Source organism: Cellulosimicrobium protaetiae (assembly GCF_009708005.2).
GTDB lineage: Bacteria > Actinomycetota > Actinomycetes > Actinomycetales > Cellulomonadaceae > Cellulosimicrobium > Cellulosimicrobium protaetiae.
In genome coordinates, this window is the sequence record NZ_CP052757.1 from 1,941,767 (window position 1) to 1,965,160 (window position 23,394).

20 protein-coding genes are annotated in these 23,394 nt (G+C 71.9%); 14 read left to right on the plus strand and 6 right to left on the minus strand.

Annotated features, from left to right (window positions below; translation table 11 throughout):
- Positions 1 to 37: 37 nt before the first annotated feature.
- From FIC82_RS08240 to FIC82_RS08255, 4 genes are all read left to right on the plus strand, one after another.
- Positions 38 to 1,027, plus strand: a complete 990-nt coding sequence (locus FIC82_RS08240) for a carbohydrate ABC transporter permease (RefSeq protein WP_082918619.1) — start codon at positions 38 to 40, stop codon at positions 1,025 to 1,027.
- Complete coding sequence (locus FIC82_RS08245; protein ID WP_154798226.1) at positions 1,027 to 1,956, plus strand: carbohydrate ABC transporter permease; 930 nt, start codon at positions 1,027 to 1,029, stop codon at positions 1,954 to 1,956. The genes FIC82_RS08240 and FIC82_RS08245 overlap by 1 nt, the downstream gene beginning before the upstream one ends.
- A gap of 102 nt (positions 1,957 to 2,058) precedes the next feature.
- Entirely contained in the window at positions 2,059 to 4,356 is a 2,298-nt protein-coding gene (yicI, locus tag FIC82_RS08250; protein ID WP_154798227.1) for an alpha-xylosidase, read from the plus strand.
- Positions 4,357 to 4,537: 181 nt separating this feature from the next.
- Complete coding sequence (locus tag FIC82_RS08255) at positions 4,538 to 5,983, plus strand: GH1 family beta-glucosidase (RefSeq protein ID WP_253691766.1); 1,446 nt, start codon at positions 4,538 to 4,540, stop codon at positions 5,981 to 5,983.
- A gap of 179 nt (positions 5,984 to 6,162) precedes the next feature.
- Here the strand turns inward: FIC82_RS08255 and FIC82_RS08260 are convergent, their stop codons facing one another.
- On the minus strand, positions 6,163 to 6,417 hold the full coding sequence (locus FIC82_RS08260) for a hypothetical protein (protein WP_154798229.1): 255 nt from the start codon (positions 6,415 to 6,417) through the stop codon (positions 6,163 to 6,165).
- 557 nt (positions 6,418 to 6,974) lie between these two features.
- Between FIC82_RS08260 and nrdH the strand changes: the two genes are divergently transcribed.
- From nrdH to nrdF, 4 genes are all read left to right on the plus strand, one after another.
- Positions 6,975 to 7,220, plus strand: a complete 246-nt coding sequence (gene nrdH / locus FIC82_RS08265; protein ID WP_154798230.1) for a glutaredoxin-like protein NrdH — start codon at positions 6,975 to 6,977, stop codon at positions 7,218 to 7,220.
- A 79-nt stretch (positions 7,221 to 7,299) separates the two neighbouring features.
- Positions 7,300 to 7,731, plus strand: a complete 432-nt coding sequence (gene nrdI / locus FIC82_RS08270) for a class Ib ribonucleoside-diphosphate reductase assembly flavoprotein NrdI (RefSeq protein ID WP_021480850.1) — start codon at positions 7,300 to 7,302, stop codon at positions 7,729 to 7,731.
- Positions 7,728 to 9,887, plus strand: coding sequence for a class 1b ribonucleoside-diphosphate reductase subunit alpha (gene nrdE, locus FIC82_RS08275; protein ID WP_168731632.1), 2,160 nt, complete (start codon positions 7,728 to 7,730; stop codon positions 9,885 to 9,887). The genes nrdI and nrdE overlap by 4 nt, the downstream gene beginning before the upstream one ends.
- A 231-nt stretch (positions 9,888 to 10,118) precedes the next feature.
- Positions 10,119 to 11,099: a class 1b ribonucleoside-diphosphate reductase subunit beta gene (gene nrdF / locus FIC82_RS08280; protein ID WP_047232915.1), complete on the plus strand. Its 981-nt coding sequence runs from the start codon at positions 10,119 to 10,121 to the stop codon at positions 11,097 to 11,099.
- Positions 11,100 to 11,166: 67 nt separating this feature from the next.
- Here nrdF and FIC82_RS08285 read toward each other — a convergent pair whose 3' ends face one another.
- Both FIC82_RS08285 and FIC82_RS21185 read right to left on the minus strand, forming a co-directional pair.
- A complete protein-coding gene (locus tag FIC82_RS08285; RefSeq protein ID WP_154798232.1) occupies positions 11,167 to 11,727 on the minus strand; it encodes a phosphoribosyltransferase in 561 nt (186 codons plus the stop codon).
- 146 nt (positions 11,728 to 11,873) lie between these two features.
- Positions 11,874 to 12,845: an FKBP-type peptidyl-prolyl cis-trans isomerase gene (locus FIC82_RS21185; protein WP_168731633.1), complete on the minus strand. Its 972-nt coding sequence runs from the start codon at positions 12,843 to 12,845 to the stop codon at positions 11,874 to 11,876.
- A 224-nt stretch (positions 12,846 to 13,069) separates the two neighbouring features.
- Between FIC82_RS21185 and FIC82_RS08295 the strand changes: the two genes are divergently transcribed.
- The 3 genes from FIC82_RS08295 (at position 13,070) to FIC82_RS08305 (ending at position 15,194) form a co-directional block, all read left to right on the plus strand.
- Positions 13,070 to 13,375 carry a hypothetical protein gene (locus tag FIC82_RS08295; protein ID WP_154798233.1) on the plus strand — a complete coding sequence of 102 codons (306 nt, stop codon included), beginning with the start codon at positions 13,070 to 13,072 and terminating at the stop codon, positions 13,373 to 13,375.
- 46 nt (positions 13,376 to 13,421) lie between these two features.
- The gene (locus FIC82_RS08300; RefSeq protein WP_253691627.1) at positions 13,422 to 14,279 is read left to right on the plus strand and encodes an alpha/beta hydrolase; all 858 of its coding nucleotides are present in this window, start codon (positions 13,422 to 13,424) and stop codon (positions 14,277 to 14,279) included.
- Positions 14,280 to 14,405: 126 nt separating this feature from the next.
- Positions 14,406 to 15,194 (plus strand): alpha/beta fold hydrolase, encoded by a 789-nt coding sequence (locus FIC82_RS08305; protein ID WP_154798234.1) that lies wholly within the window; start codon positions 14,406 to 14,408, stop codon positions 15,192 to 15,194.
- Positions 15,195 to 15,257: 63 nt separating this feature from the next.
- Here FIC82_RS08305 and FIC82_RS08310 read toward each other — a convergent pair whose 3' ends face one another.
- Both FIC82_RS08310 and FIC82_RS08315 read right to left on the minus strand, forming a co-directional pair.
- Positions 15,258 to 15,704, minus strand: coding sequence for a hypothetical protein (locus FIC82_RS08310; RefSeq protein WP_168731634.1), 447 nt, complete (start codon positions 15,702 to 15,704; stop codon positions 15,258 to 15,260).
- A gap of 3 nt (positions 15,705 to 15,707) precedes the next feature.
- Positions 15,708 to 17,129 (minus strand): hypothetical protein, encoded by a 1,422-nt coding sequence (locus tag FIC82_RS08315; RefSeq protein WP_216610005.1) that lies wholly within the window; start codon positions 17,127 to 17,129, stop codon positions 15,708 to 15,710.
- A 374-nt stretch (positions 17,130 to 17,503) separates the two neighbouring features.
- Here FIC82_RS08315 and FIC82_RS08320 point away from each other — a divergent pair, with 374 nt between their 5' ends.
- From FIC82_RS08320 to FIC82_RS08330, 3 genes are read left to right on the plus strand one after another with little or no spacing between them, the layout of a single operon-like run.
- A complete protein-coding gene (locus FIC82_RS08320) occupies positions 17,504 to 18,691 on the plus strand; it encodes a hypothetical protein (protein ID WP_154798235.1) in 1,188 nt (395 codons plus the stop codon).
- The gene (locus tag FIC82_RS08325; RefSeq protein ID WP_154798236.1) at positions 18,688 to 19,722 is read left to right on the plus strand and encodes a DUF8094 domain-containing protein; all 1,035 of its coding nucleotides are present in this window, start codon (positions 18,688 to 18,690) and stop codon (positions 19,720 to 19,722) included. Before FIC82_RS08320 ends, FIC82_RS08325 begins: the two co-directional genes overlap by 4 nt.
- A gap of 20 nt (positions 19,723 to 19,742) precedes the next feature.
- On the plus strand, positions 19,743 to 20,693 hold the full coding sequence (locus tag FIC82_RS08330; RefSeq protein WP_154798237.1) for a tetratricopeptide repeat protein: 951 nt from the start codon (positions 19,743 to 19,745) through the stop codon (positions 20,691 to 20,693).
- A gap of 420 nt (positions 20,694 to 21,113) precedes the next feature.
- Here FIC82_RS08330 and glgB read toward each other — a convergent pair whose 3' ends face one another.
- Complete coding sequence (glgB, locus tag FIC82_RS08335) at positions 21,114 to 23,345, minus strand: 1,4-alpha-glucan branching protein GlgB (RefSeq protein WP_154798238.1); 2,232 nt, start codon at positions 23,343 to 23,345, stop codon at positions 21,114 to 21,116.
- Positions 23,346 to 23,394: the final 49 nt, after the last annotated feature.

A 23,394-nucleotide genomic window follows, 5' to 3' on the forward strand; every position in this document is an offset into this window, starting at 1 on the left:
GGCCCCCACCCGAGGACCTCCCGCGAAAGAGACCGTCATGACCACCCGCACCGACACCGTGCCCGAGGCCGGGCCCGGCCCCGCGCGCGAGGCGTCGCGCGCGACCGCGGCACCCCGCCGCCGTCGCCGGCCCGCCTGGCTCCCGTACCTGCCCTACCTCCTGCCCGGCGCGGTGGCGTTCGTCGTCGTGATCGGCTACCCGTTCGTGATGAACGTCTACTACAGCCTGTTCAAGTGGCGCGGCGGCATGGCGCCGATGCGCTGGTACGGGCTGGGCAACTACGCCGACCTCATGAACGACTCGGCGTTCTGGACCTCGTTCCAGAACTCGATCGCGATGATCCTCGCGATGGTCGTCGCGCCGACCCTCATCGGCCTCGTCCTCGCGGCCGTGCTGTTCGACTACCTCGGCCGCCGGTTCGGCCCGCGCGTCGCGGCGTTCCTGCGCGCGACGTACTACCTGCCGCAGATCCTGCCCGTCGCCGTCGCCGGCGTGCTGTGGAACTGGATCCTCAACGCCCAGACCGGCGCGCTCAACGTGATCCTGCGCGGGATCGGCATCGAGAACCCGCCCAACTGGCTCGGTGACACGACGACCGCGCTGCCGAGCGTCATGCTCGTGCTCATCTGGGTGCAGATCGGCTACCCCGTCGTCATCTTCATGTCCGCGCTCCAGCGCGTGGACCCCGAGCTGTACGAGGCGGCCGAGCTCGACGGCGCGGGCTGGTGGCGCCGCTTCCGGGCCATCACGATCCCGCAGATCCGCCCGGAGACGTTCGTGGTCACGCTCACGTGCACGGTCGCCGCGCTCAAGGTGTTCGGCCCCATCTACGTGCTCACGCGCGGCGGGCCCGAGAGCTCGACGCTCGTCCCGAGCTACTACTCGTACCTCAACTTCTTCGACAAGTCGAAGGTCGGCTACGGCGCCGCGGTGGCGACCGTGCTGACCCTCGTCATCATCGTCGTCGCCGTCGTGATCCTCGCGCTGCAGAGCCGCGCCGAGCGTCGTGAGCAGGAGGGCCGCTGATGTCCACCGTCACCACCACCCCGACCGCGGGCGGCACGCCCGCGGAGCCCGCGCCGTCGTCCGGTTCCCGCCGCCCTCTGCGGGCCACGCGCCAGGACGAGCGCTACCGCCGCGGCGTCGGTCGCTGGTTCGTGCTCGCCGCGGCGATCCTCGTCGCCCTGCTCATGCTGTCGCCGTTCGTCATCATGGTGCTCAACGCGTTCAAGTCGCCGGCCGAGTACTCCCAGGACGGTCCGCTGAGCATCCCGAAGGAGCTCTACCTCGAGGGCGTGCAGAACTTCTGGACGCGGACGAACTTCCCGCAGAAGCTCTGGAACTCCGTCTTCATCTCGGCACTCGTCGCCGTGTTCGGCACGCTCCTGTCGCTGCTCAGCGCCTACGCGATCGGCGTCGGCCGCATCAAGGGTCGCCTGTGGATCGTCACGCTCTTCCTCGTGGCCAACATGCTGCCGCAGGAGGCGCTCATCTACCCGCTGTTCGACATGGCGCAGAAGGTGGGCCTGTCGAACTCGCAGTGGTCGATCATCATCATCTTCACGGTCATCCAGGCGGCGTTCGGCACGTACCTGCTCGCGTCCGTGCTCGGCACGTTCCCGCCCGCGCTGCTCGAGGCCGCCCAGCTCGACGGCGCCGGCCGCTGGCGCATCCTGTGGCAGGTCGTGTACCCGATCGTCAAGCCTACGCTCGGCGTCCTCATGATCTTCTTCTTCATCTGGACGTGGAACGAGTTCTTCATCCCGCTGGTCATGCTGACGACCAACGACACCCAGACGATCCCCATCGCCCTCGCGTCGCTCCAGGGCGACCGGATGATGGACGCCCCGACGACGAACGCTGGCGCGCTCGTCTCGCTGATCCCCGCGCTGATCTTCTTCCTCATCTTCCAGCGCACGCTCACCCGGGGCGTCACGGCCGGCGCCGTGAAGTGACGCCTCCCGCGTGACGCCGTGCCGCACACCGTGCCTGCCCCGGGGCAGGCCGCGAGGCGGCCACCGAGACTCCTGAACGCACCGACGAAGGAAGCACCACCCATGAAGTTCACCGACGGGTACTGGCAGGTCCGACCGGGGATGCACCCGCTCTACGCGGTCGAGGTCGACGACGTCCGCGCGGACGAGGCGGCCGGCACGCTCACCGTGTACGCGCCGACGGCGAAGATCCGCGGTCGCGGCGACACGCTCAACCGCCCGATGCTCACGACGACGTACTCCTCGCCCGCGCCCGGCGTGATCCGCGTGCGCGTCGAGCACCACCAGGGCGCGGTGCGCCGCGGCCCGGCGTTCCAGGTGACCGGCGAGCCCGGGTTCCGGCCCGAGGTCGAGGTCCACGACGACGTCGCGGTCCTGCGGTCCAAGGACCTCGCCGTGCGCGTGCACCGGGGCGACCGGTGGCGCGTCGACTTCGAGGCGGACGGCGAGGTGCTGACGTCCTCGCTGCCCAAGTCGGTCGGGCACGTCACGGCCGACGACGGCCGCGCGTGGACGCACGAGCAGCTCGCGCTCGAGCCGGGCGAGCTCGTCTACGGGCTGGGGGAGCGGTTCGGCCCGTTCGTCAAGAACGGCCAGGTCGTCGACATCTGGAACGAGGACGGCGGCACGTCGAGCGAGCAGGCGTACAAGTCCGTCCCGCTCTACCTGACGACCAAGGGCTACGGCGTGTTCGTCGAGCACCCGGAGAAGGTCTCGTTCGAGGTCGCGTCCGAGGTGAACACGCGCGTCCAGTTCTCCGTCGAGGGCCAGGCGCTCGAGTACCTGGTCATCCAGGGACCGACGCCCAAGGACGTGCTGCGCCGGTACACCGCGCTGACCGGCCGCCCGGCGCGCGTGCCCGCGTGGTCGTTCGGGCTGTGGCTCACGACGTCGTTCACGACGAGCTACGACGAGCAGACGGTGAACGGGTTCATCGACGGCATGGCCGAGCGCGACCTGCCGCTGTCGGTGTTCCACTTCGACTGCTTCTGGATGCGCGAGTACCAGTGGGTCGACTTCGAGTGGGACCCGCGCACGTTCCCCGACCCCGAGGGCATGCTGCGCCGCCTGCACGACCGCGGGCTCAAGGTGTGCCTCTGGATCAACCCGTACGTCGCGCAGCGCTCGCCGCTCTTCGCGGAGGCCGCGGAGCAGGGCTTCCTCGTCAAGCGCGAGGACGGGTCCGTGTGGCAGTGGGACCTGTGGCAGGCGGGCATGGCGCTGGTGGACTTCACCAACCCCGACGCGACCGCGTGGTACGTGGGCAAGCTCGAGGGCCTGCTCGACCAGGGCGTCGACTGCTTCAAGACCGACTTCGGCGAGCGGATCCCGGTCGACGGCATCGCGTGGCACGACGGCTCGGACCCGCGCAAGATGCACAACTACTACGCCCAGCTCTACAACGAGGCGGTCTTCCGCCTGCTGGAGCGCAAGCGCGGCGAGGGCGACGCGGTGCTGTTCGCGCGGTCCGCGACGGCAGGCGGCCAGCAGTTCCCCGTGCACTGGGGCGGGGACTGCGACTCGACGTACGCGTCGATGGCCGAGTCGCTGCGCGGCGGCCTCTCGATGTCGATGTCCGGCTTCGGCTACTGGAGCCACGACATGGGCGGCTTCGAGGGCACGCCCGACCCGGGAGTGTTCAAGCGCTGGACGGCGTTCGGCCTGCTGTCGTCGCACTCGCGCCTCCACGGCTCGGGCTCGGTCCGTGTGCCGTGGGCGTTCGACGACGAGGCCGTCGACGTCACGCGCAAGTTCACGCACCTCAAGCTGTCGCTCATGCCCTACCTCGGCCGCGTGGCCGAGGAGGCGCACACCGACGGCGTGCCGATGATGCGCCCGCTCGCGCTCGAGCTGCCGCACGACCGTGCGGGGTTCACCGCGGACACGCAGTACCTGCTGGGCGACGCGCTGCTCGTCGCGCCGGTCTTCCGTGCCGACGGCCGCGTCGAGTACTACGTGCCCGAGGGCACCTGGACGCGCCTCGTCCAACCCGACGACGGCCCCGCCCTGAGCGAGACCGTGACGGGTCCGCGCTGGGTCACCGAGACCCACGGGTTCAGCTCGCTCCCGGTGCTCGTGCGCCCGGGCACCGTCCTCCCGGTGGGCGCCCGCACCGACCGTCCCGACTACGACTGGGCCGACGGCGTCACGCTGCACGCGTTCGAGCTGCCCGAGGGGTACGACGAGCTCGTGGTCGTCCCGCCGGCGGACGGCGCGCCGGGGGCGACGTTCCGCGTGCGCCGGTCGGGCACGACGCTCACGGTCTCGTCCGACGACGCCGTGGCCGCCTGGTCCGTGCGGGCCGGCTCCGCGACGGCGGAGGCCCACGGCGCGACGAGCGTGACGATCGACCTCGGCTGAGGACGTATCCTGGGCGAGCACGCTATGGAAGCGCTCCCATGGCATGCTCGCCCAGGTACTCGTCGCACGCGCCGAGCACCCCACCGACCACCCGTCGCGGACCGCGTCGTCCGACGACCGAGCAGCGAGGACCCCCGTGACCACCGACACCACCGCCCCCGACACCGTCGACACGCAGTCCGTGCCCGCGCCGTCGGGTCGCCGGACGTTCCCGACCGACTTCCTCTGGGGCTCGGCCACCGCGGCGTACCAGATCGAGGGCGCCGCCGCCGAGGGCGGCCGCACGCCGTCCATCTGGGACACGTACTCCCACACGCCGGGCCGCACCCTCAACGGGGACACGGGCGACGTGGCCGACGACCACTACCACCGGTGGCAGGAGGACGTGCGGCACATCGCCGACCTCGGCCTCGGCGCCTACCGGTTCTCGATCTCCTGGTCGCGCGTCCAGCCCGGCGGCACGGGCCCGCTCAACCCCGAGGGCGTCGCGTTCTACTCGCGCCTCGTCGACGCGCTGATCGAGAAGGGCGTCAAGCCCGTCGTCACGCTCTACCACTGGGACCTCCCGCAGGAGCTCGAGGACGCGGGCGGCTGGGCCAACCGAGACACCGCGTACGCGTTCGCCGAGTACGCCCGCCACATGGCGCGTGAGCTCGGCGACCGGATCGACACGTGGACGACGCTCAACGAGCCCTGGTGCTCCGCGTACCTCGGCTACGGCTCCGGGGTGCACGCGCCCGGCCGTACCGAGCCCGCCGCGGCGCTCGCGGCTGTGCACCACCTCAACCTCGCGCACGGGCTCGCCGTCCAGGCGATCCGCGACGAGCTCGGCGAGGACGCGAAGACGTCCGTCACGCTCAACCTCCACGTCATCCGGCCCGACGACCCGACGTCCGCGGGCGACCTGGACGCCGTGCGGAAGATCGACGCCCTCGCCAACCGGGCGTTCCTCGCCCCCATGCTCGACGGCGAGTACCCCGCGGACCTGCTCGCCGACACGGCGCACGTGAGCGACTGGTCGTTCGTGCGCGACGGCGACCTCGACACCGTGCGCCAGCCGCTGTCGATCCTCGGTGTCAACTACTACTCGACCGTGCGCGTGCGCCACTTCTCCGGCGAGGGCGAGCGCTCGGAGAACGACGGGCACGGCGCGTCGAAGCACAGCCCGTGGATCGGCGTCGACGACGTCGAGTTCGTCCAGCAGCCCGGCCCGTACACCGCGATGGGCTGGAACATCGAGCCCGCCGGCATGACCGAGCTGCTCGTCTCCGTGGCGAAGACGTACCCGCACCAGCCGATGATGGTCACCGAGAACGGCGCCGCGTTCGCCGACGAGGTCACGGTCGACGCCGACGGGTCCGCCCGCGTGCACGACGACCGCCGCGTCGCGTACCTCCACGACCACGTCGACGCCGTGGGCGCCGCGATCGACGCCGGTGCCGACGTGCGCGGGTACTTCGCGTGGTCCCTGCTCGACAACTTCGAGTGGGGCTACGGCTACGAGCGCCGCTTCGGGATCATCCGCGTCGACTACGACACGCTCGAGCGCACGTGGAAGGACTCCGCGCACTGGTACCGCCGCCTCGCGACCTCGAACGAGCTCCCGACGGTCGACGAGACCGCCTGAGCCGTCCTGCCTCGACAGGCCCGCCCGGTACCCCCGGGCGGGCCTTCGTGCGCTCGTCGGGTGTGCGTCCGCGGGGTGGGGCTCGCGGGGGCTCCGCGGGTGGGGCTCCGTGGGGGCTCCGCCGGTGGAGCTCCGCGGCGTGCGTCCGCGGGTGGGGCTCCGCGGGCGGGGTCGCGGGTCTACCATCCGGCCGCTCGTGCCTCGCGGCCTCCCGCCAGACCCGCCACGACCCGCGACCCCGCCCGCTCCGCCCCACCCCGCTCGTCCGTCGTCTCGCCACGCGAGGTAGAACCGTGGTCCGCCGAAGTAGAACGGTGGTCGCGCGAGGTAGAACCGTGGTCCGGCGAAGTAGAACCGTGGTTGCGCGGGGTAGAACCGTGGTTGGCCGAGAGGGTGCCCGGCTCCGCGTCGGGTGCGGCGCTGTTCGTCGTCACGCTCGTCCTCTCGAGGGCGGGCGTGACGTTCGTCGCAAGGTTCTGCGCGCCGGGCGCGACACGCCGAAGGAACGCGACACGCCGACGAGTTGGGTGTTCGTCGTGTCCGGATTGGGCCGGTTCGCCGGGCGTCGGCGCGGAGCCGCACGACGGCGGAGGCGGCCTCACGAGGCGGCCTCACCGGGTCTCACAGGGTGTGGACCGACGTCGTCCCCACCCTGTGGACGATGCCTCGCCGTCCGCGAGAGGACGCCGTTCGTGGTGCCTCCGGGCGGTGGACGACGGGCTGTGGACGAGTCCTCCGGAAGGGGTGTCAGAGGGTGGTGGGACCATGGATCCATGGCTCCTAGCACACCCCGATGGGTGAAGTTCGACCACGACATCTAGTGCGGTGGCGCGGTGTCGACCACTAGGTATAGTGGTTGCACACCCAGGGGGCCGGAGGCCTTCTGGCGAATCACACAGACGTAGTTCCACCGGTGTCCTTCGAGGTCAGAGACGTTTCTCCCTCCCCGAGGACCGTCCCGGGCAGAGCGCGAGAGACGAGGAGTCACCCCATGAGCGTCACGGTCTACAGCAAGCCGGCTTGCGTTCAGTGCGACGCGACGTACCGCGCTCTCGACAAGAAGGGCGTCGAGTACACCGTCGTGGACATCAGCCAGGACGCCGAGGCGCTCGAGCTCGTCCGCGGGCTCGGCTACCTGCAGGCGCCCGTGGTGGTCGCCGGGGACGAGCACTGGTCCGGGTTCCGTCCCGACCAGATCAACGCCCTCGCGCAGAAGGTCTCGCCGGTCGTCGCCTGACCGGCCTCCCGGGGCGCCGTGAGGCGCCCCGACCACGTACGGAAGCAGGCGGAGCAGGGCAGGACGGAGGTGCGTCCCCGTGGGGTCGCTCGTGTACTTCTCCAGCGTCAGCGAGAACACGCACCGGTTCGTCCAGCGGCTCGACCTGCCGGCCCTCGGCATGGACGTGCAGCGCATCCCGCTGCGTCCGACCGAGGGCTTCCTGCGCGTCGAGGAGCCGTACGTGCTCATGGTCCCGACCTACGGGGGCGGCAACGAGGGCGGTGCCGTCCCGCGCCAGGTCGTGAAGTTCCTCAACGACGTGCACAACCGGTCGTTGATCCGCGGCGTCATCGCGGCGGGCAACACCAACTTCGGCGAGGCGTACTGCATCGCCGGTGACATCATCTCCGCGAAGTGCCAGGTGCCCTACCTGTACGCCTTCGAACTCCTGGGAACAGCCGAGGACGCCGCGCGCGTCCGCGACGGATTGGGACGATTTTGGCAACGACAGTCACGGATTCCGGCGTGAGCGTGGCAGGCGGTGGCACGGTCACCGAGGTGCCGCTGGCGAGCACCCAGCTCGACTTCCACGCGCTCAACGCGATGCTGAACCTCTACGGCCCGAACGGCGAGATCCAGTTCGACAAGGACCGCGAGGCCGCGCGCGCGTACTTCCTGCAGCACGTCAACCAGAACACGGTGTTCTTCCACGACCTGCAGGAGAAGCTCGACTACCTCGTCGAGAACAAGTACTACGACCCGGCCGTGCTGGCGAAGTACGACCGCGCGTTCGTCAAGTCGCTGTTCGAGTTCGCGTACGCCAAGAAGTTCCGCTTCGAGACGTTCCTCGGCGCGTTCAAGTACTACACGTCGTACACGCTCAAGACGTTCGACGGGAAGCGGTACCTGGAGCGCTTCGAGGACCGCGTGTGCATGGTCGCGCTCGGCCTCGCGGACGGGAACGAGCAGGCCGCGCTCGACATCGTCGAGGAGGTCATCTCGGGCCGCTTCCAGCCCGCGACCCCGACGTTCCTCAACGTCGGCAAGGCGCAGCGCGGCGAGCCCGTGTCATGCTTCCTGCTGCGCATCGAGGACAACATGGAGTCCATCGCGCGCGGCATCAACTCCGCGCTGCAGCTCTCCAAGCGCGGCGGCGGCGTCGCCCTGCTCCTGTCGAACATCCGCGAGCACGGCGCGCCGATCAAGCACATCGAGAACCAGTCGTCGGGCGTCATCCCCGTGATGAAGCTGCTCGAGGACTCGTTCTCCTACGCGAACCAGCTCGGCGCGCGCCAGGGTGCCGGCGCCGTGTACCTGCACGCGCACCACCCGGACATCCTGCGGTTCCTCGACACCAAGCGCGAGAACGCGGACGAGAAGATCCGCATCAAGACGCTCTCGCTGGGCGTCGTGATCCCGGACATCACGTTCGAGCTCGCCAAGAAGAACGAGGACATGTACCTCTTCTCGCCGTACGACGTCGAGCGCGTCTACGGCAAGCCGTTCGCCGACATCTCGGTCACCGAGAAGTACGACGAGATGGTCGACGACTCGCGCATCCGCAAGACGAAGATCAAGGCGCGCGACTTCTTCCAGACCATCGCCGAGCTCCAGTTCGAGTCGGGCTACCCGTACATCATGTTCGAGGACACGGTGAACAAGGCGAACCCGATCAAGGGCCGCATCACCCACTCGAACCTGTGCTCGGAGATCCTGCAGGTCTCGACGCCGTCGACGTTCAACGAGGACCTCTCGTACGACCACGTCGGCCGCGACATCTCCTGCAACCTCGGCTCGCTGAACATCGCCAAGACGATGGACTCGCCGGACTTCGCCAAGACGATCGACACCGCGATCCGCGCGCTCACCGCGGTCTCGGACCAGACGAGCATCGAGTCGGTCCCGTCGATCAAGCGGGCGAACGAGGCGGGCCACGCGATCGGCCTCGGCCAGATGAACCTTCACGGCTACCTCGCGCGCGAGCGGATCCACTACGGGTCCACCGAGGGCGTCGACTTCACGAACATCTACTTCTACACGGTCGCCTACCACGCGATCGCGGCGTCGAACCGCCTCGCGATCGAGCGCGGGCGCGCGTTCGGCGGCTTCGAGGACTCGAAGTACGCGTCGGGGGAGTACTTCGACAAGTACACCGACCAGGTGTGGGAGCCCGAGACGGAGCGCGTGCGCCAGCTCTTCGCCGACGCCGGCGTGCACGTGCCGACCCAGGACGACTGGAAGGCCCTCAAGGCCTCGGTCATGGAGCACGGGATCTACAACCAGAACCTCCAGGCCGTCCCGCCGACGGGCTCGATCTCCTACATCAACAACTCGACGTCCTCCATCCACCCGGTGCCGTCGAAGATCGAGATCCGCAAGGAGGGCAAGATCGGGCGCGTCTACTACCCGGCGCCCTACCTGACGAACGACAACCTCGAGTACTACGAGGACGCGTACGAGATCGGCTACGAGAAGATCATCGACACGTACGCCGCCGCGACGCAGCACGTCGACCAGGGCCTGAGCCTCACGCTGTTCTTCAAGGACACGGTCACGACGCGCGACGTCAACCGCGCGCAGATCTACGCGTGGCGCAAGGGCATCAAGACGCTCTACTACATCCGCCTCCGCCAGATGGCCCTGGAGGGCACGGAGGTCGAGGGCTGCGTCTCGTGCATGCTCTAGTCTTCGGGTCACCGCCGCGGTGACTCTCCAGGGATGCGGGCGCCGGTCTACCATCCGGCCGCTCGTGCCTCGCGGCCTCCCGCCAGGCCCGCCACGACCGGCGCCCGCATCCCTTCCGGTCCCCGCTCGTCCGTCCGTCACCAGCATGCCTGCCGTGGTGCGCGACGGCGTAGCGTTCGTTTCGTAGCCACCTCCCGGTCGGTCCGGGGTCAGCAGGAGAGAAGAAGGCAGATGTCGCCCACGGGGAAGCTCAAGCTCATCGATCGCGTGAGCGCGATCAACTGGAACCGTCTCGAGGACGAGAAGGACCTCGAGGTGTGGGACCGCCTCGTCGGGAACTTCTGGCTGCCCGAGAAGGTGCCGGTGTCGAACGACATCCAGTCGTGGCACACGCTCACGGCGGAGGAGCAGCAGCTCACGATGCGCGTGTTCACGGGCCTCACGCTGCTCGACACGATCCAGGGCACGGTCGGCGCGGTGTCGCTCATCCCGGACGCGATCACGCCGCACGAGGAGGCGGTGTACACCAACATCGCCTTCATGGAGTCGGTGCACGCCAAGAGCTACTCGTCGATCTTCTCGACGCTGTGCTCGACGCGCGAGATCGACGACGCGTTCCGCTGGTCGGAGGAGAACCCGAACCTCCAGCGCAAGGCCGAGATCGTCATGGAGTACTACAAGGGCGACTCGCCGCTCAAGCGCAAGGTCGCGAGCACGCTGCTCGAGTCGTTCCTCTTCTACTCCGGCTTCTACCTGCCGATGTACTGGTCGTCGCGCGCCAAGCTGACGAACACGGCCGACCTCATCCGCCTCATCATCCGCGACGAGGCCGTGCACGGGTACTACATCGGCTACAAGTTCCAGAAGGGCCTCGAGAAGCTCTCCCCGGAGGAGCGCGACGAGCTCAAGGCGTACACGTTCGAGCTGCTCTTCGAGCTGTACGACAACGAGGTGCAGTACACGGAGGACCTCTACGACGGCGTCGGGCTCACCGAGGACGTCAAGAAGTTCCTGCGGTACAACGCGAACAAGGCGCTCATGAACCTCGGTTACGAGGCGCTCTTCCCCAAGGACGAGACCGACGTCAATCCGGCGATCCTCTCGGCGCTTTCGCCCAACGCCGACGAGAACCACGACTTCTTCTCCGGTTCCGGCTCGTCGTACGTCATCGGCAAGGCCGTGAACACCGAGGACGACGACTGGGACTTCTGAGCCCCACGCACTCCTGACAGACCTCGAACGGCCGTCCCCCCGGGGGCGGCCGTTCGTCGTCGGAGCGTCAGTCCTTCGGGCGGGGCTGCGCGCCCGCGACGGGCGGGTCGGCCGACCACGGGAACGTGATCCAGAGGTCGGTGTCCCTCCACGAGTAGTCCGGCTGGATGATCGTGCGGGGCTTGGTGTAGAGCACCGCGGACCGCGCCTCGGCGCCGTGGGTGCTCAGCATCTCCATGACCAGGGCGAGGGTCCGGCCCGAGTCGGCGACGTCGTCGACCACGAGCACGTGCGCGCCCGGGAGGTCGGACGTGTCCATGAGCGGCGGGAGCACGCGCGGGTCGGTGAGGGTCTGGCCGATGTCGGTGTAGAACTCGACGTTGAGCGTCCCGACGCCCTTGGTCCCGAGCGCGTACGCGACCGCACCGCCGGGCAGGAGCCCGCCGCGCGCGACGGCGACGACGACCTCGGGCCGGAACCCGCTCGCGACGACCTGCTCGGCGAGCTCGCGCGCGGCGACGCCGAACGTCTCCCACGTGAGCACCTCGCGCTCGGGCGGGACGGCGGGGCCCGGCGCTGCGCCGTCGTCGGGCACGGAGGAGACCGGGGGCGTGGAGGCGTCCGTCATGGATCGAGCGTACGTCGCGCGACGCTCACCCCTCGCCCGTCCGGGTCCCGAGCTCCCGGGACCCACGGCCCGCGGTCGCGACGCGCACCCGACGCGACGAGGGCCGCACCCCGTGGGGGTGCGGCCCTCGTCGGGTCAGGCAGGACTCACTGCGCGTCGAGGATGTCCACGACGAAGACGAGCGGCGAGTCGGCCGGGATCGAGCCGCTGCCCTGCGCGCCGTAGCCCAGCTCCGAGGGGATGACGAGCAGCACCTGGCTGCCGACGGTCTGCCCGGCGAGGCCCTGCGTCCAGCCCGGGATCACCTGCTGGAGCGAGAAGCTCGTGGGGGCGCCGCGGTCCCAGGACGAGTCGAAGACCGTGCCGTCGAGCAGCATGCCCGTGTAGTGGGCGGTGACCGTCTGGTCCTCGGTGACGACGGGGCCGTCGCCCTTGATGAGCGTCTGCGCGACGAGCTCGGCCGGGGCCTCGTAGCCCTCGGGGATCTCGATGGTCGGCTTGCCGGTGTCGTCGAGCGTCACGGTCGGCAGGCCCTCGGCGGGCGTGACGGCCTCTCCCTCGGCACGCGAGGGGATGGTCTTCACCTCGGTGACCTCGGCGACGGTCAGGTAGGTGACCGGCTCACCGGTCGTCTGGTCCGTCGTCGGGTTGGCGAACAGGAAGCGGGTACCGACCTTCTTGCCCACGACGACGTCGAGCAGCTGCGGGAAGAGCGAGTCGTCGATGATCAGCTGCTCGGGCGACTCGGTCTCCCACGTCGAGCCGAGCTTGGAGCCGTCCGCGCCGGAGAACGCCGCGGTGTGCATCGTGATCTGCTGACCCTTGGCGATCTCCTCGCCCTCGCCGTCGTTCAGCGAGATGGCCGCAGCGCCCGAGACCTCGAACGGCTGCTCGAACTCGAGGCTGGGCTCGGCACCCGGGTCTCCGGTGACGGTGATGCTCTCGAGCGCCGCGACGTCCTCCGGCGACGACGTCGCGGCGTCGCTCGCGCCGTCGGTCGCGGACGGGCTCGACGACGTCTCGTCGCCGGAGCCGCCGCCCTCCGAGGCGCAGCCGGAGAGGACGAGGGCGGCGCCCAGGGTGAGCGCGGCGACGCCGCGCAGGGTGCGGTGCTTCACGAGGGGGGTCCTTCGGTCGGTGGGACGGCGCGGGGGCCGTCGGGTCTGGGCCGCACCCGCACGACGGCGGTCGTCGGCGTCCCGGGGCAGGGCCGCCTCGCGTCCGAGGGCCGGGTGCAGCACCGGCGCGGACACTCTAGCGGTCTCGTCTGGACTTCCGCTGAGAGCGGCCCGGTCGTCCCGCGCCGCAGGTCGAGCGCCGACGCGCGGGGGAGAATGGGCGCATGCCGTCCCGTCGACCGTCCCGCAAGCGACCCTGGGGGGCGGAGCCCGCGCCCCTCGACCTGGACCGTGCCCTCGGCGGCGCCCGCCGCGAGTCCGGGGCCGACGGCGAGTGGCAGGTCCGCACGGTGCGCGGCGGGTCCAAGACGTACCTGTGCCCGGGCTGCAACCAGGAGATCCCGCCCGGCACCGGCCACGTCGTGGCGTGGCAGGACGACTCGTTCTTCGGCGCCGAGACGGCGCTCGACCAGCGCCGGCACTGGCACACGTCCTGCTGGCAGGCGCGGGGCCGTCGTCGTCCGCGGTAGCGGCCCGCGGTCGTCGTCGGTGGGAGACGAACTAGGCTCGACCACGATGAGCACCGCACCCGAACCCGCGCCCGTCGGAGCCGACGCACCGGCCGAGCCCACCCCGATCAAGTCGCTGACGGTCCTGCCCGCGCGGCGCGAGGACGTCGAGCTGCACACCGCCGACGGGCTCACGCTCGTCGGCGAGCTCGCGCTCCCCGCCGACCGCGACCCGGTCGCGACCCTCGTCACGCTCCACCCGCTGCCCACGCACGGCGGCTACATGGACTCGCACGTCTACCGGAAGGCGGCGTGGCGCCTGCCCGCGCTGGCCGACCTCGCGGTGCTGCGGTTCAACACGCGCGGGACGTCGTCACCGCGCGGGACGAGCCAGGGGGCGTTCGACGGCGGCGAGGCCGAGCGGTTCGACGTCGCCGCCGCCATCGAGCTCGCCGAGTTCCGCGACCTGCCGCACCGGTGGCTCGTCGGGTGGTCGTTCGGGACCGAGCTCGCGCTCAAGCACGGTGCGGACCCGGCCGTGGAGGGCGCGATCCTGCTCTCGCCGCCGCTGCACCGCGCGACCGACGCCGACCTCGACCGGTGGGACGCCTTCGGCAAGCCGCTCGTCGTGCTCGTCCCCGAGCTCGACGACTACCTGCGTCCCGACGAGGCGCGCCGGCGCTTCGCGCGCGTGCGCAACGCCGAGGTGATCGGCGTCGACGGCGCCAAGCACCTGTGGGTGGGGGAGTCGTCCGTACGTCGGGTGCTCGACGAGATCGTCGGTCACGTCCGCCCGGGATTCCCGCTGCCCTTGCCGACCACGTGGTCCGGAGACGGCGCCGCAGCGGGGACCGCGGAGCGGGACACCGCCGACTCCGACCAGGCGAGCTACGACGCGAGCCGGTCGGACGGCGTCGACGACTGACGGCACCGGGCCCGGTCGACGGGCGTACCGCTCCCTCGGCGGGACGCCCGGGAGCATGGGAGCGTGAGAGCGAGACCCCGGCCGCGACGCGGACCGACGGCGACACGGGACGACCCGAGGAGGACCATGACGACGGCACCGCTCGAGACCTACACGCTGCGCGAGGGGTACGGCACCCCGCTCGTGCTGCTGCACGGCTTCCCGCTGGACCACCGCATGTGGGCCGACGCCGCGGCCGCGCTGCCCGGTGAGCCGACCGTCGTCGCGGTCGACCTCCCCGGGCTCGGCGCCAGCCCGCTGCTGGGCGAGCCGGCGTCGATCGAGGCGTCCGCCGACGCCGCCGCGGCCGCGCTCGCCACCGCGGGGATCACGCGCGCGGTCGTCGCCGGGCTGTCGATGGGTGGCTACGTCGCGCTCGCGCTCGCGGAGCGTCACCCCGACCTCGTCGCCGGCCTCGGGCTCGTGGACACGAAGTCGACGGCCGACACGGAGGACGCGCGCGCGAACCGCCTGCGCATCGCGGACGAGGCGACCCGGTCGCAGACCGTGGACGCCGTCCTCGGGATGCCCGGCGTCATGCTCGGTGAGACGAGCAAGGCGGCGCGCAAGCACCTGACCGCGCGGCTCGAGGAGTGGATCCGCGGGCAGCGGCCCGACGGCGTCGCCTGGTCCCAGCGGGCGATGGCCTCCCGACCCGACCGCACGCACGTCCTCGAGGGCTTCTCGGGACCCGTCGCCGTGGTCGTGGGGGAGGAGGACGCGATCACGCCCGTCCCCGAGGCCGAGCACATGGCGGCCGCCGCGCCCTCGGCGCAGCTCGTCCAGGTCCCAGGTGCCGGTCACATGAGCGCGGTCGAGGAACCTGCGGCGGTCGCGGACGCCCTGGCCGACCTGCTCGCCCGGTCGTCGGTCTGACCTGCCGACCGCTCGCCGGTCTGACCTGTCGCCCGTTCGCCGGCGCCCCCGTGGACCGCGGGCTCAGCGCCCGTCGAGCACGAGCGCGAGCGCGTCGGCGAGGTCGATCGACTCACCGTCCCGGCCGCCCTTGCCCAGCACGAGCGGAGGGTCCGAGGGCTGCACCGTGACGCCCCGCAGGCGCCCGAGGACGCTGCCGGGAACACCCAGCACGTAGAACTCGCCGTCCTCGCCGACGGCGACGCTGCGGTTGCGCCGCAGGTACCAGCCCTTCAGCGGGGTCCGGTAGGTGGCCGTGCCGTCGAACGAGCGCGCCCGCAGAGGCTCGGGGTCGAGGCCCCGCTCACGGGCGCGGACGACGAACTCGGCGAGGAGCTCGCGCGCGGCGGCGCTCTCCTGCGCCCGTCGGCGGTCGAGCTCGCGCTGCTGGTGCTCCGCGGCCTCGGTCCGCTGCCGACGCCAGTCGTCGGCAGCGGACCCGGAGCGGCCCGCGGGGTCCGCGGAGGGCACGGGTCAGGCCGGCGCGGGGGCGTCGGTCTCGGAGTCGGCCGCCTTCGCGGGGCGCCGCTTCGCCGGGGCCTCGACCGACCCGACGTGCTGCACGTCCTCGTCCGGGACGACCGGGAACTCCGCCGTCATGAGCGTGGCCGCACGAGCCTGCTGCGCCGGCGTGCCCGCGGGCACCGCGGCCTTCTTGGCCGGTGCCTTCGCGGACTCGGCCTCGCCGCCGAGGAGCCCGCGCAGCTCGTCGAGGTAGGTGTTGATCGAGTCGTGCTGACGCGTGAGGTCCTCGAGCTGTCGCTGGGCGACGTTGCGCTGCTGCTCGGCCTCCGCCTTCGCGTCGCTCACGGTCTGGTCCGCGAACGCGCGGGCCTCCGCGACGATCTGGTCCGCGTTGCGGCGGGCCGTCGACATGAGGTCCTTGACGTACGCGTCCGACTCCGCGCGGACCTTCTCGGCCTGCTCGAGCGCGAGCGCGACCCGCTTCTCGGCCTCCGAGGCGTGCTCCTCGGCGGTCGTGACGAGCTTCTCCGTCTCGGCCTTGGCAGCAGCGTGGCGCTCTGCGTTCTCGCGCTCCGCCGCCTCGCGACGACGCACGACCTCGAGCTCGGCGTCGGCGAGCGCGGTGCGGGCCTTGTCGCGCAGCTCCTCCATCTCCGACGTCACGGCGTTCGCGGCCTCGGTCGCCTTGCGCTGGGCCTCGTCGACCTGGCGCTGCGCCTCGCGGCGCGCGTTCTCCAGCAGCTCCGCCGACTCGCGCTCGGCGGACTCGCGCTGGGCGGCGGTCTCCGCCGCGACGCGCGCGCGCAGCTCGGCGGCCTCACGCTCGGTCGTGACGCGCAGCTCCGTCGTCTCGCGCTCCACCGTCGCGCGCAGCGTGCCGAGCTCACGCTCGAGCGACGCGCGACGCTCGCTCTCCTCGGTCGCGATCACGCTCTGGATGCGTGCGGCCTCGCGCTCGGCCGATCCGACGAACTCCTCGGCGCGTCGCTGCGCGCTGAGCAGCGTGCCCTCGACCTCCGACGCGCTCGTGGCCCGGATCTCCTCGGACTCGAGGCGAGCGCTGTTGAGGAGCTCGGCGACCTCGTTCTCGGCGCGGGACCGCACCTGGCCCGCCGAGAGCTTGGCGCGCGCCATGATGTCGGCGGCCTGGACGTTGGCCTGGGAGAGGATGTCGGCGGACTGCTCCTCCGCCGAGCGCATGAGCTGCTCGATGCGGGAACCGAGGCCCGCGTACGAGGGGCGGTCCGCCTCGCGGAGCTGGCGCTGCGCGTCGGCGAGCTCGCTCGTCAGCTGCATGGCGCGGGCGTCCGAGGCCTCCACGCGCGACCGCGCGTCCTCGACGGCCTTCTCCAGCTTCGCGAGCTGGGCCTCGACCTGGACGCGGTCGTACCCGCGCATCGTGATGGGGAAGAGCGTGCGCTCGTCGGACACGTCGATGACCTCCGGTGCTGTTCGTCGCGGCCTCCGCCGCCGGGCGGCGTCCCTCCCGAGGAGGGAGGGCGCGGCGGTCGTGCCACGGCCCCGCCGTGCTCCGACCAGGATACGGGGATCGGGCTGTCCTGAATACCCGGATTGGAGCAGGTGAGACGATGGTCGCAGTGCTGCACGACGGAGCGTCGCGCGGTCCCGGACGACACGGTCCGACGGCCCCGGACGCCGCCATCGCCTGCGTCGGGCGGACGCGGTGGGACCGTTGCGCGGGGGGCGCGTGAACGGTTCGTGAGGATCCGCGGACGATCCACCTCGCTCGTTCTACGAGGGCTTTCGCCCCTATTCTGGAACGTCGATCGACGAAGGGAAGCTCGGTGCTCCAACGAATCATCGCCGCCCTCCTGCTCGTGGGAGGGCTCGTCGCCGTCGGCCTCGGCGTCGCGTCCGCCACCGTGTGGCGGGAGAGCGACACGGTCGTGGCGACCACGGCGTACACGGGGGACGGCACGATGCTCGTCACCGCGCCCGGGGTCCTGGACCTCGTGGCCGAGGACGTGACGATCCGTGCCACGGCACCGGGCGAGCAGCAGGTCACGCTCGCGATCGGCCGCGAGGTCGACGTGACCGGGTGGGTCGGCGAGGACGCGCACGGCGTGGTCACCGGGCTCACCGACTGGGACGAGCTCTCGACGCGGGTGGAGGCACCGGCCGCGGAGGAGGCTCCTGCCGAGGGCGAGACCCCTGCTGAGGGCGAGTCGCCCGCGGAAGGGGAGTCGCCGGCCGAGGGCGAGACGCCCGCGGAGGGTGAGATGCCTGCCGAGGGTGAGACGGCCGAGGAGGAGCCCGTCGTCGGGGTCGACCCGGCCGGGTCGGACATGTGGTTCGAGGAGTCGAGCGGTGCGGGCTCGGCGAGCCTGCGCTGGTCGGACCAGCCCGGCCGCTGGCAGCTGCTCGTCGCCGGGGTGGGCGAGGGCGCGGTCGCGCCGACGCTCGAGCTCTCGTGGCCGCGCGAGGTCGAGACCCCCCTCCTGTGGCCCGCCGTGATCGGCGGTGCGGTCCTCATCCTGCTCGGCCTGGGCATCGGCGCTGCCAGCCTGCGGCCCAAGCGCCGTGGCCCCTCCGGGCGTGCCGGTGCGACCGCAGCCACGCCCGCCGTCGTACCGGCCTCCCCGCCCGCGACGCAGCCGGGTGACGGCGGAGCCGCCGAGAAGAACGGCGGCGAGGCGCCCACGGACACCGCGCAGGTGCGCATGCTCACGCGCCGTGAGCTGCGCGAGCGGGAGGAGGCCGACCGGCTCGCCGAGCAGCAGTCGCGCGCGCAGAAGCCACGGCGCGCCTGGCTCACCGGGCAGATCCCGATCGTCGCGCGGGGCGAGCGCAGGCCCAAGACCGCCGCGCAGCCGACCGTCGACGCCGCCGACGGGCACCCCACGACGCAGGACAGCGCGACGACGCGGGCCGACGCGTGGCGCCGGGCCTGGGGGTTCACCCCCACCGGCACCGGCACCGGAACGGCCGAACCGGAGCGCGACACGGACGAGACGAAGGACAGCACCCGATGACCAGCACCGCCCGCGACACGGCCCGCGCCCGCCGCGCCCGCCGTCACCTCGGGGTGGCCGGCGGTCTTGTCGGCGTGCTCCTGCTCGGGGCCTGCGCGGTGCCCCTGCCGACGCCGCAGCCCGACCCCACCCAGGACCCGGCGCCTCCCGTCCTCACCGAGTCCCAGGAGACCGTGGTGCTCGACGCCGTCGCCTCCGCGCTCGCCGCGGCGGGGGAGTCGAACGACCCGGCGCAGCTCGACGGCCGCGTGACCGGACCCGCGCTCGCGATCCGGACGAGCCAGCTCGCCGTCGCAGCCGCGCGCGGCAACGCCGACCTCGTGACGGAGCTCCCGACGGACGTGCAGCAGGTCGTCATCCCGACGACCCAGACCTGGCCCCGCACGTCGTACGCCGTGAGCGTGCAGCCCGAGAGCCTGCAGACGCCCCGGCTGTCGGTCCTCGAGCAGGCCGGCGCGCGCGACGCCTACGAGCTCTGGGCCTGGGTGCGGTTGCTGCCCGGCGTGACCATGCCGAGCTTCGCCGACCCCAGCATCGGGAGCGAGGCCGTCGCCCCCGACGACTCGGACCTGCTCGTCACCCCGACGGACGCCGTCGCGCAGTACGCCGACGTGCTCAACCTCGGTGGTGGTTCCGGCTTCGCGGGCGCCTTCGAGGACGACTCGTTCCGGACGCAGCTCGCGGACCGGGCCCAGGCCTGGACGACGGCTCTCGAACCCGCCGCCGGTCAGTACGCGCTCACCTTCACGCCGAACCCGGACGAGCAGGTGCGCGCCGTGCGCACCGCGGACGGCGGCGCGCTCGTCGTCGGCGCGATGACCTCCCTGGAGTCGATGACGGCGGAGGAGGGTGCGCAGGTCCCGCCGGACCTCGAGACGATCAAGGCGTTGTACGGGACGACCGCACCGACGAACGTGCTCAAGGTCGGGTACGTCGACGTGGTCGCCCTCTACGTGCCGCCCGCCGGGTCGGAGGAGAAGATCCGCGTTCTCGGCAACGAGCACGTGGCGACGTCGGTCGCGAACGCCTGACGCTCCGTAGGATTGCGACCATGAGCGAACCCACGCAGCAGCCCGCGTTCGACGTGCGCGGAGCGGTCGACCTGTCCGCGCTGACCAGGCCGCAGTCCCCGCCGCCGGGGGAGGAGGGCGGTGCGCCCGCCGCGGGCGGGTACGTCGTCGACGTCACGGACGAGACGTTCGGCCAGGTCGTGCAGGACTCGGCCCAGTACCCGGTCGTCGTGCTGCTCTGGATCCCGACCGACCAGGCGAACGCGCAGCTCGGCACCGACCTGGGCGCGCTCGCGGACGAGTACGCGGGCCGCTTCCTCCTCGCCCGGGTCGACGCCCAGGCGTACCCGCAGATCACGGCGGCGTTCCAGGTCCAGGGCGTGCCGACCGTCGTCGCGGTGCTGCAGGGTCAGCCGGTGCCGCTGTTCCAGGGGGCGGCGCCCGCGGAGCAGATCCGCGCGGTGCTCGAGCAGGTGCTCCAGGCCGCCGAGGCCAACGGCGTGACGGGTCGTGCGCCGTCCCAGGGCGGCGACGGCGAGCCGGTGCCCGCCGAGCCCGCCCCGGAGCCCGAGCCCGAGCTCCCGCCGCTGCACCAGGAGGCGTACGACGCGATCGAGCGCGACGACCTCGACGCCGCCGTCGCGGCTTACGAGAAGGCGATCAAGCAGGACCCGAGGGACGCGCTCGCCGTCGCCGGCCTCGCGCAGGTCCGCCTGCTCCAGCGCACGCGCGACGCCGACCTGGGCGCCGTGCGCGACGCCGCGGCGGCCTCGCCGGGCGACGTCGACGCACAGCTCGCGATCGCCGACCTCGACCTGCTCGGCGGCCACGTCGACGACGCTCTCGGGCGCCTCCTCGACCTCCTGCCCGGAGCCGACGCGGACGGCAAGGAGAAGCTCCGTGTCCGCCTCCTCGACTACTTCGAGGTCGTCGGCCCCACCGACCCCCGCGTCGGCAAGGCGCGTCAGCGCCTCGCGATCAGCCTCTACTGACACTCGCTGCTCTCGCGACCCGGGCGGCGCGGACGGGCTGTGGTCGGGTCCGCGTGCGGGGTGTCCCCGGTGCTCGGGCTGCCGCGCCGTCACCTCGGCCTTTCGGCCGCGGTCGGTCAGCGCGGCTCGACGCCCTTCGCATCCGAGGCCGCCCCGCCCGCTCAGCAGGTCCTGCCACCTCGGCAGTGCCCCAGGTCTGCCGAGGTAGAGCAGTGGTTGCGCGAGGTAGAGCCATGTTCGGCGGGGCAGAACGGTGATCCTGCCCGACGACGGTCCGGTCGCCAGCGCGCGGCACCACCACCCACCCCGCCCACCCCAGGTGACCAGACCGCCGTCGGGCAGGAAGCAACCACGGTTCTACTTCAGCCAACCAGGGTTCTATCTCGCGCAACCACGGTTCTACTTCGGCGGACCAGGGTTCTATTTTGGCGACGGGACGAGGTAGAGCGCGCCGAGCGGGGGGAGACGCAGGGCCGCGGAGTGCGCGCGGCCCTTCCACGGGACGGTCTCCGCCTCGACCTCGCCGAGGTTGCCGACGCCGGACCCGCCGTACACCTCGGCGTCGGTGTTGAGCACCTCGCGCCAGGCGCCGCCCGACGGCAGCGCGACGCGATAGCCCTCGTGCGGCGTGCCGGCGAAGTTCACGACGACGGCGACCTCGCTGCCGTCGCGCCCGCGACGCACGTAGGCGAGGACGTTGTGGTCGGCGTCGTCGGCGTCGAGCCACTCGAACCCGGCGGGGTCGTGGTCGAGCTCCCAGAGCGCGGGGGTCGCGCGGTAGAGCGCGTTGAGGTCGCGCACGGCGCGCTGCACGCCCTGCCGGCCGGGGTCGGCCGCGAGGCCGTCCCAGTCGAGCGACCGGCCCTCGTTCCACTCGGAGTGCTGGCCGATCTCGCTGCCCATGAAGAGGAGCTGCTTGCCGGGGTGGGACCACTGGTAGGCGAGGAACGCGCGGACGCCGGCGCGCTTCTGCCAGTCGTCGCCGGGCATCTTGCCGTAGAGCGAGCCCTTGCCGTGCACGACCTCGTCGTGACTGATGGGGAGCACGAACTGCTCGGAGTAGGCGTAGACCATCGAGAAGGTGATCTCGTGGTGGTGGTAGCGCCGGTTGATGGGCTCCTCGGCGACGTAGCGCAGGGAGTCGTTCATCCAGCCCATGTTCCACTTGAGCCCGAACCCGAGCCCCCCGGCCGACGTCGGACGGGTCACGCCCGGCCAGGCCGTCGACTCCTCGGCGATCATCATGACGCCGGGCGTGCGCCGGTAGGCGGTGGCGTTGGCCTCCTGGAGGAACGCGATGGCCTCGAGGTTCTCGCGCCCGCCGTGCACGTTCGGGTGCCACTGGCCGGGGCCGCGCGAGTAGTCGAGGTAGAGCATGGAGGCGACGGCGTCGACGCGCAGCGCGTCGACGTGGAACTCCTCGAGCCAGTACGTCGCGTTGGCGACGAGGAAGTTGCGGACCTCGTTGCGCCCGAAGTCGAAGACGAACGTGCCCCAGTCGGGCTGCTCGCCGCGCAGCGGGTCGGCGTGCTCGTAGCAGGGCGTGCCGTCGAACCGGGCGAGGGCCCACTCGTCGCGCGGGAAGTGCGCGGGGACCCAGTCGACGACGACGCCGACGCCGGCCGCGTGCAGGCGGTCGACGAGGTAGCGGAAGTCGTCGGGGTGGCCGAACCGTGAGGTGGGCGCGTAGTAGCCGGTGACCTGGTAGCCCCACGACCCGCCGAACGGGTGCTCGGCGACGGGCAGGAGCTCGACGTGCGTGAAGCCCTGCTCGACGACGTACGCGGTGAGCTGCTCGGCCAGGTCGCGGTAGGACAGCCCCTGGCGCCACGAGCCGAGGTGCACCTCGTAGACGCTGAGGGGCTGCGTGTGCGGGTCGTGGGCGGCGCGCGCGGCGAGCCAGGCGTCGTCGGTCCACGTGAACTGCGACTCGACGACGATGCTCGCCGTCGCGGGCGGCACCTCCGCCGCCTTGGCGAGCGGGTCGGCCTTCTGCCGCCACGAGCCGTCGGGGCCGAGGATCTCGTACTTGTACCGCGCGCCCGCGCCGACGCCGGGGACGAAGAGCTCCCACACGCCGCTGTCGCCGAGCGAGCGCATCGGGTGGGTCGCTCCCCAGCCGTTGAAGTCGCCGATGACGCGGACCGCGCGCGCGTTGGGTGCCCAGACGGCGAACGCGGTGCCCGTGGTGTCGCCGAGCGCGCTGGGGTAGGTGCGCACGTTCGCGCCGAGCGCGCGCCACAGCTCCTCGTGCCGGCCCTCCCGGACGAGATGGAGGTCCACCTCGCCGAGGGTGGGCAGGAAGCGGTAGGGGTCGTCGGCGGTCGTGGCCTCGTGGCCGTAGCGCGCCCTGACGCGGTAGTCGGGGGCGTGCCGGGTGCCGTCGGCGTCCTGGTGCACCGGGACGACGGCGGCCCACACCCCGTCCTGCTCGTGCGCGGCAGCGTGCTCGCCGTCGGTCGTGACGACGACGACCTCGTCGGCGAGCGGACGCAGGACCCGGACGACGGCGCGCGCGTCGGCGGCGTCGGGCGCCAGGTGGGGGCCGAGCACGGCGTGCGGGTCGAACGTGCGGCCCGCCGCCGCGGCGGCGAGCGCGTCCGGCGGCACGACGACGGGGGGCGGGGTGGTGGAGTCGGCTGGCCCGGTCATGGGGCAACCTTTCCACGTCGGCTCGCCGCGCACCTGACAGGCTCGCCCG